We start from the raw sequence: 6,658 nt of genomic DNA on the forward strand, positions 1-6,658 counted from the left end.
GATCAAGCTCACGAAGCACCTCGCGCAGCTCAACCGCGACGTCAACAAGCAGGCGCTGCGGAATATCTTCAACAACTAAAGAGGAGAACGGCGGCGAATCTTTCGCCATCGTCCCAAGAAGCAAAAAGCGCACGCTCCGTTTGTCGGGGCGTGCGCTTTTGTCTTATGTTTGCCATGATTCCGGCAGCGCTGCAGCTCATGCCTATGCAGATGTTGTCGCTTGTATCAGCATATTCTCGATGAACCGATTCGATACTATAGTTGCAGGGTGATTTCTAGATCGCCATGTCATCGTAAGCATAGCTGTTTTCGTAGACAAACTCAGGAGCGATGTCGATTTCGCCCTGTTGCCATGTAATCACACCATGAAACAGTACGGGGTGACGGAATACTTCATCCTCTGCAAGCGCTTTGAACGCTTCTCCGGACAAAAGGGTTGTGTCGAATAATCGTTTTTCTCCTGTGGAGAATGTGACGAGCATCATGCCGCCGCGTAAAGGTCTTGCATCTGTAACTTTTATGCCGTCTTGCATTTCTCCTGCATAGCAAATATCATTCTTTATGTACATCCCATTCACCTCATTCCATTGGTGGAATCTTGTCGAAATGCTCGCCTTGGACGGCGAAATTCCATGCCTTGTAAGCTTCAGCTTCATGAAAAGCAAGCCATCCTGTAAGAATTTTCAGTTGTTTTCGAGGCAGAGAACCTGCCAATAATTCACCATCGATGCCGATGACGGCTTCATACTCCCCGTAATACACATGTACATGTGGCTTATGGTGCTGACCGATGTCGCGAAACAGCATATAAATGATCATGCCTCCGAAACGACTTAATTCTGGCATCCCATTTTTCCTCCCTTCCGTATATAGGATAGCACAGCAGACGAACTTCCTCAATAATTTCTTTCAGATTCCTTGACAAGCCGTCGAACGCTCTGTATAATACTATTTGTTGCCGCTTATAAGGCAGCGATGTCGGCCCGGTAGTTTAGTTGGTTAGAATGCCGCCCTGTCACGGCGGAGGTCAGGGGTTCAAGTCCCCTTCGGGTCGCCACTTCATGCGGAAGTAGCTCAGTGGTAGAGCACCACCTTGCCAAGGTGGGGGTCGCGAGTTCGAGCCTCGTTTTCCGCTCCATACGGCGACATAGCCAAGCGGTAAGGCAGGGGTCTGCAAAACCCTCATTCCCCAGTTCGATTCTGGGTGTCGCCTCCAAAACGATAGGTGAAGGAAGCACAGATTTTCGGTGATTCCTTAGGACTGCTGCAGAGATTCTGCGGCAGTCTTTTTTCAAATATAACGGTGTGGGAGGATGTATTTTGTCGCAGGAAGAATTGAAGAAGGAAATAGAGAAGAGGCGCACGTTCGCCATCATTTCGCATCCGGATGCGGGAAAGACGACGCTGACGGAGAAACTCTTGCTCTACGGCGGAGCGATCCACCTCGCAGGCTCGATCAAGTCGCGCAAGACACAGCGACATGCCGTGTCCGATTGGATGGAGATCGAGAAGCAGCGCGGCATCTCCGTCACGTCGAGCGTGCTGCAGTTCGACTACGAGGGCTGCCGCATCAACATCCTCGATACGCCCGGACATCAGGATTTCAGTGAGGATACGTACCGCACGCTGATGGCGGTAGACAGCGCCGTCATGATTCTCGACGTGGCGAAGGGCGTCGAGGCGCAGACGAAGAAACTCTTCAAGGTCTGCCGCGAGCGCCATATTCCGATCTTCACCTTCGTCAACAAGCTCGACCGCTTCGGCAAGGTGCCGCTCGACCTCATGGCGGAGCTGGAAGATGTGCTGGGCATTCGCTCTTATCCGATGAATTGGCCCGTCGGCACGGACGGCAATTACAAGGGCGTCTATGACCGCGCGAAGCGTGAGGTCGAGCTTTTTGCCGCCGACGCGAGCCACGGGCAGACGGAGCGCGTCTCCGTCTGCGGCTCGATCGACGACGAGTCTTTCATGGCGCAGCTGACGGACGAAGAGCGCCGGACGCTCGCCGACGACATCGAGCTTCTCGATGCGGCGGGCGAGGACTTTGACCGTGAGAAGGTCGATCGCGGCGAATTGACGCCAACGTTCTTCGGGTCTGCCATGACGAATTTCGGCGTCAAGAATTTTCTGGAGGAGTATCTGCGCCTTGCGCCTGCGCCTGCGCCGCGCATTTCGTCCGACGGCGTCATCGAGCCGACGGACGAGCGTTTCTCGGCGTTCGTATTCAAGATCCAGGCGAACATGAATCCCGCGCATCGCGACCGTCTCGCCTTCATCCGCATCGTATCGGGCGCGTTCGAGCGCAACATGAGCGTCTGGCACGAAAAGAGCGGCAAGCTCATCAAGCTCGCGCAGCCGCAGCAGTTTCTCGCGCAGGATCGGCAGATCATCGACGAGGCGTTTCCGGGCGACATCGTGGGGCTTTTCGACCCCGGCATCTTCTCGATCGGCGATACGCTGACGGACGCTTCGCACAAGTTCAAGTACGAGGATTTCCCCGTGTTTCCGCCCGAGAAGTTTGCGCGCGTCTCGGCGAAGGACACGATGAAGCGCAAGCAGTTCGTCAAGGGCGTCGAGCAGCTCACGCAGGAGGGGGCGATCCAGCTCTTTGTGCAGGAGGGCGCGGGTGCGGACGCCTACATCGTCGGCACGGTCGGCACGCTGCAGTTCGAGGTGCTCGAATACCGCCTGAAGAACGAGTACAATGTTGACATCGTCTTGCAGATGTAGCCATACGAGGTCGCGCGTTGGATGACATTTGCCGATGGGCGCGAGATCACGCCCGCATCCTTGCGCGGCGCAGATCGCGGCATGTTTGTGCGCGACCGTCGGGGCAATCCCGTGCTGCTCGTGAGCAACGAATGGGCGCTCGGCTGGATCACGGACAACAATCCCGATCTGCTGCTTCACGCCGTGCCTGCCGATCAAAACGAAGCGTAGGCGCTGCCATGACGAAGACTTCATGAAATACAAAGGAATGTATGCATAGAAAAACATCCTCTCGTGTCAGGGCGAGAGGATGTTTTTCTATTTGCTGTCATCTGCTTTTGTGCCGATCTGTTGAAGACGATAATTTCCAGCCGACGGCAGCTTTGCGTGCTGCGATAAAGTCGGCGTAGATGCCGTGCGCGGCAAGAAGCTCTTCGTGTGTTCCGCGCTGAACGATCCTGCCGTCTGCGACGACGAGAATTTGTGCGGCATTTCGAACGGTGTTCAGTCGATGGGCAATCATGATGACGGTCTTGTTCTGCGTCAGCGCTTCGATTGCCTGCTGCAGCCGATCCTCGTTCTCCGGATCGACATTTGCCGTCGCTTCGTCGAATATGATGATGGGCGCGTCCTTGAGGATGGCGCGGGCGATGGAGATGCGCTGTTTTTCGCCGCCCGAAAGATTCGCGCCGCCCTCGCCGACCACTGTTTCGTAGCCGTCCGGCAGCTGCATGATGAAATCATGGCACGCTGCCTTTTTTGCTGCTTCAATGACTTCTGCGCGGGTCGCCTGCGGACGTCCGAAGCGGATGTTGTTCTCAATCGTGTCGCAAAAGAGGTTGACGCGCTGAAAGACAATGCTGATCTGCGCCATTAGAGACTCAAGCGTATATTCTTTGATATTGTGACCGCCGATGGAGATGGCGCCCGCATCGACATCCCAGAAACGTGCGATGAGATGGCACAGCGTCGTCTTGCCGGAGCCGCTCGGTCCGACAATCGCCGTCAGACTACGCGCGGGAATCTTTGCAGAGATGTCGCAGAGGAGAGGCTTTTCGCCGTAAGAAAAAGATACATGGTCAAATGTGATGTCATGATGTGCGGGCGCAATATCTTTGCCGTCCGCATCGAGCTGCGGTATGGCGTCCGTTTCGTTCGCCTCGTCGATGGAGGCGCATACGGCGCGAAGCAGGGCAAGCGCGCTGCCTGCGGACTCGATCTGCTTATAGGCGATGAAGGAGAACACGATGCACATGACTGCGTCCAGCAGCGTCATTGTTCCCGTGAGATGTGCATAGAGGGCGGCGGCGATGATCAGAATGCTGAAAAAGCGCAGCGTGATTTCCTGTGCCGCTATATAGGGAGTAAAGAGCCGCTCCATTGCAAGATTGGCGCGTTCGCTTTCGGCAAGCGCACGGCGCACACGCGCATCTCCTCTGCCTGTGAGATTGAACGCCTTGATGACGTGCATACCGTGCAGCTGCTCAAGCACGGCTTCAACGAGCAGCGCCTGCGCCGCCTGTCGTTTCGGTGCGAGCAGACGCGACTTTGTCTCCATAGTCGCCGTGATCCATAGATAGACGGCGATGCCGATGATGAATACTGCGCCGATGCGCCAATCGAAGATGAGCAGCATCGGGATGAGGACGAGCGTGTTCAGAAAACCTGTCAGCGTGTGGACGAGCACCCTGGATGCCGTTTCCTCTACATCACCGAGTACCGTCGTTGCGACCCCCGTGATCCGCCCGAGACTGGTTTCGTTGAAATAACCCATCGGGACGCGCTTGAGATGCTCACCGATGGCGATGCGCTTGTTCGCTGCCATGAAGTAGCCCGCATGGACACGCTGCAGCTGCGAAATATATTCGGCTGCGGATCTGCCGAGGATGCTGACGGCGAGGATGGCAAGCGCCTGTATCGCCGTATCCGTACCATTCGCGTGCTCGATAAGCCCCTTCAAGACGACGTAGAGCGCCGCAATCTGCAGGGCGTGGAACACGGCGTAGAGCACGCCGAGCAGAACCGAATAATTGAGGTTTCTTTGTTCCCTGCCGGCAAACGCCCAGATTTTTCGGAGTGCGTCAAGCATTTTCTTCACCATCCTTTGCACTGATATGCGCCTGCCACATGCTGCGGTATGCTGAAGAGTCCGAAAGGAGCTGTGCGTGCGTTCCCTTTGCTGAGACTGTACCATCTGCGATGAGGAAGATCGTGTCTGCGTCGGTGATGGTGGAGAGGCGGTGGGCGATGATGATGACCGTCTTGCCCGTGATCAGCTGGGCAACGGCACGCTGGATGATCGCCTCATTCTCCGGGTCAATATAAGCCGTCGCTTCGTCGAGTATGACGATGGGCGCATCCTTCAGCATGGCGCGTGCAATCGCAATGCGCTGCCGTTCGCCGCCCGAGAGGTGGCTGCCGCCGCTGCCGACGACGGTATCGTAGCCGTGTGCGAGCCGTCGGATGAAATCCGCGCAGCCCGAAAGCTCTGCCGCACGCTCGACTTCCGCATCGGTCGCCGAGAGCCTGCCAAGACGGATGTTCGCGCGGATCGTGTCGTCGAAAAGATAGGTATCCTGCGCGACGAAGGAAACCATATCATAGAGATCGGGCAGCGGGATGTCTTTCAGATCGCGCCCGCCGATGCGGATCATGCCGCTTTTTACATCCCAATATCCGGCGATGAGACGCGCAAGCGTAGATTTTCCGCTGCCGCTTTCTCCAACGAAAGCATTCAGTGTTCCGCTTGGGATCATGAGGCTGATATCGTTCAGGACGTTTTTCGTTCCATCGTAGTTGAAGGAGACGTGATCTGCGATGATGTCTGTCGTCTCAATGGGGCGCGATTCTATCGCATGGCGCTGCTCCTCGGCAGAGAGAAACTCGTCGACAGCATCGACGGTCGTGCCGACTTTTGCCAGCGCGTCGATGAAGTTGAGTGAGGCAAGCAGTGGACCTGCAATTCCGAGGGAGAGGATGATCGTCTGGATAAAGACGTCCATCGGCAGCGTGCCGTCTTGATATAAAAGCCATCCCACGGGCAGTACGGTAATCAGTATTGTCGGGGAGAGGACTTTCCCGAGGGACATAGGCAGCTGGCAATGCAGCATCCAGCGATAATAATAGGAAGCGTTTGCACGCACCTTTTCTGAAAACTTTTCGTAGGAAGCTGCGCCTTGGTTGAATGCTTTGATGACTTCGATACCGCCGATGTACTCGACGACAGCGGCGTTCATCTCGTTCGTCGTCTGTACTGCGCCCGCATATTTTTCCTCGTAGTCGCGCATGACAATCGCCATGAAGATCATACCGACGGGAATGGAGACGAGCGAGAGAAGCGCCATGCGTACGTCGAGGATGAGCAGATAGACGAAGATGCACAGGGGACCGAACGTATTCGCTGTCAACTCCGGCCATAGATGGGCGATCGTGCGCTCCATGCCTTCGACCTGATCGACGATCGTATGCTTCATCGAGCCGCTTGCGTGCCGGATTACGACACCGAGCGGGAGCTTGGGAAGCTTTTCGAGGATGCGCGTGCGGATGTCGCGCAGCACTGCGAATGCCGCGCGGTGCGACAGCGCAAGAGCCTGTGCATATAGGATGCTGCGCAGGGCGTAGCCGACGAAAGCGGCAAGGCATAGGATGAAATAGAAATGCGGTGCTGCCGGCGTTTCTGAGAGAAGCGCTGTAATCATTTTTGCTGCCGCCCAGTAGGGGACAATCCCCGCGAGTACGCCGATAGCCGCCAGTGCGATCGCCATGCGCAGCCGCCTGTGCTCCGCAGCGGCGAGCTGCCATAGCCGCCGCATAGGGCTTGTTTTTTCCATAGGAAATCCTCCTAAAGAGATTTGATTTTATTATCAATTATCAATTATAAAGCTGCTTGAAGTATGTGACAAGCGGTAATTTTCTCTTATCTTTGTATGTTTCTCGTGGGAGCAGGGCT

At 55.8% G+C, this 6,658-nt stretch carries 4 protein-coding genes, 3 tRNA genes and 2 pseudogenes; 5 read left to right on the top strand and 4 right to left on the bottom strand.

The genetic code is table 11. The features are described from left to right. Positions 1 to 79 (top strand): annotated as a pseudogene (gene sdhB, locus ACTTKG_RS08110) (succinate dehydrogenase iron-sulfur subunit); the annotation flags it as partial. A gap of 196 nt (positions 80 to 275) precedes the next feature. Here the strand turns inward: sdhB and ACTTKG_RS08115 are convergent. Together ACTTKG_RS08115 and ACTTKG_RS08120 are read right to left on the bottom strand one after the other, a co-directional pair. Then, the gene (locus ACTTKG_RS08115; protein WP_442673716.1) at positions 276 to 569 is read right to left on the bottom strand and encodes a DUF2442 domain-containing protein; all 294 of its coding nucleotides are present in this window, start codon (positions 567 to 569) and stop codon (positions 276 to 278) included. A 10-nt stretch (positions 570 to 579) separates the two neighbouring features. Beyond that, complete coding sequence (locus ACTTKG_RS08120) at positions 580 to 846, bottom strand: DUF4160 domain-containing protein (protein ID WP_442673717.1); 267 nt, start codon at positions 844 to 846, stop codon at positions 580 to 582. Between the two features lie 134 nt (positions 847 to 980). On the opposite strand from ACTTKG_RS08120, the gene ACTTKG_RS08125 reads away from it, so the two are divergent. From ACTTKG_RS08125 to ACTTKG_RS08140, 4 genes and pseudogenes are all read left to right on the top strand, one after another. Next, positions 981 to 1,057, top strand: a tRNA-Asp gene (locus ACTTKG_RS08125). A gap of 6 nt (positions 1,058 to 1,063) precedes the next feature. Beyond that, positions 1,064 to 1,138 (top strand) — tRNA-Gly (locus ACTTKG_RS08130). A 3-nt stretch (positions 1,139 to 1,141) separates the two neighbouring features. Further along, positions 1,142 to 1,216, top strand: a tRNA-Cys gene (locus ACTTKG_RS08135). Positions 1,217 to 1,320: 104 nt separating this feature from the next. Then, positions 1,321 to 2,940: pseudogene (locus tag ACTTKG_RS08140) on the top strand (peptide chain release factor 3). Between the two features lie 97 nt (positions 2,941 to 3,037). On the opposite strand, the gene ACTTKG_RS08145 reads toward ACTTKG_RS08140, so the two are convergent. Together ACTTKG_RS08145 and ACTTKG_RS08150 are read right to left on the bottom strand one after the other, a co-directional pair. Next, complete coding sequence (locus tag ACTTKG_RS08145; RefSeq protein ID WP_442673718.1) at positions 3,038 to 4,798, bottom strand: ABC transporter ATP-binding protein; 1,761 nt, start codon at positions 4,796 to 4,798, stop codon at positions 3,038 to 3,040. Continuing rightward, positions 4,791 to 6,539: an ABC transporter ATP-binding protein gene (locus ACTTKG_RS08150; protein WP_442673719.1), complete on the bottom strand. Its 1,749-nt coding sequence runs from the start codon at positions 6,537 to 6,539 to the stop codon at positions 4,791 to 4,793. Before ACTTKG_RS08150 ends, ACTTKG_RS08145 begins: the two co-directional genes overlap by 8 nt. Positions 6,540 to 6,658: the final 119 nt, after the last annotated feature.

The sequence above is a fragment of the Selenomonas sp. genome, from assembly GCF_052169755.1.
In the GTDB taxonomy this organism is placed as follows: domain Bacteria; phylum Bacillota; class Negativicutes; order Selenomonadales; family Selenomonadaceae; genus Selenomonas.

Coding starts and splice junctions, on each gene's coding strand:
- ACTTKG_RS08115 (WP_442673716.1), bottom strand. CDS start 569: ATGTACATAAAGAATGATATTTGCTATGCAGGAGAAATGCAAGACGGC.
- ACTTKG_RS08120 (WP_442673717.1), bottom strand. CDS start 846: ATGCCAGAATTAAGTCGTTTCGGAGGCATGATCATTTATATGCTGTTT.
- ACTTKG_RS08145 (WP_442673718.1), bottom strand. CDS start 4,798: ATGCTTGACGCACTCCGAAAAATCTGGGCGTTTGCCGGCAGGGAACAA.
- ACTTKG_RS08150 (WP_442673719.1), bottom strand. CDS start 6,539: ATGGAAAAAACAAGCCCTATGCGGCGGCTATGGCAGCTCGCCGCTGCG.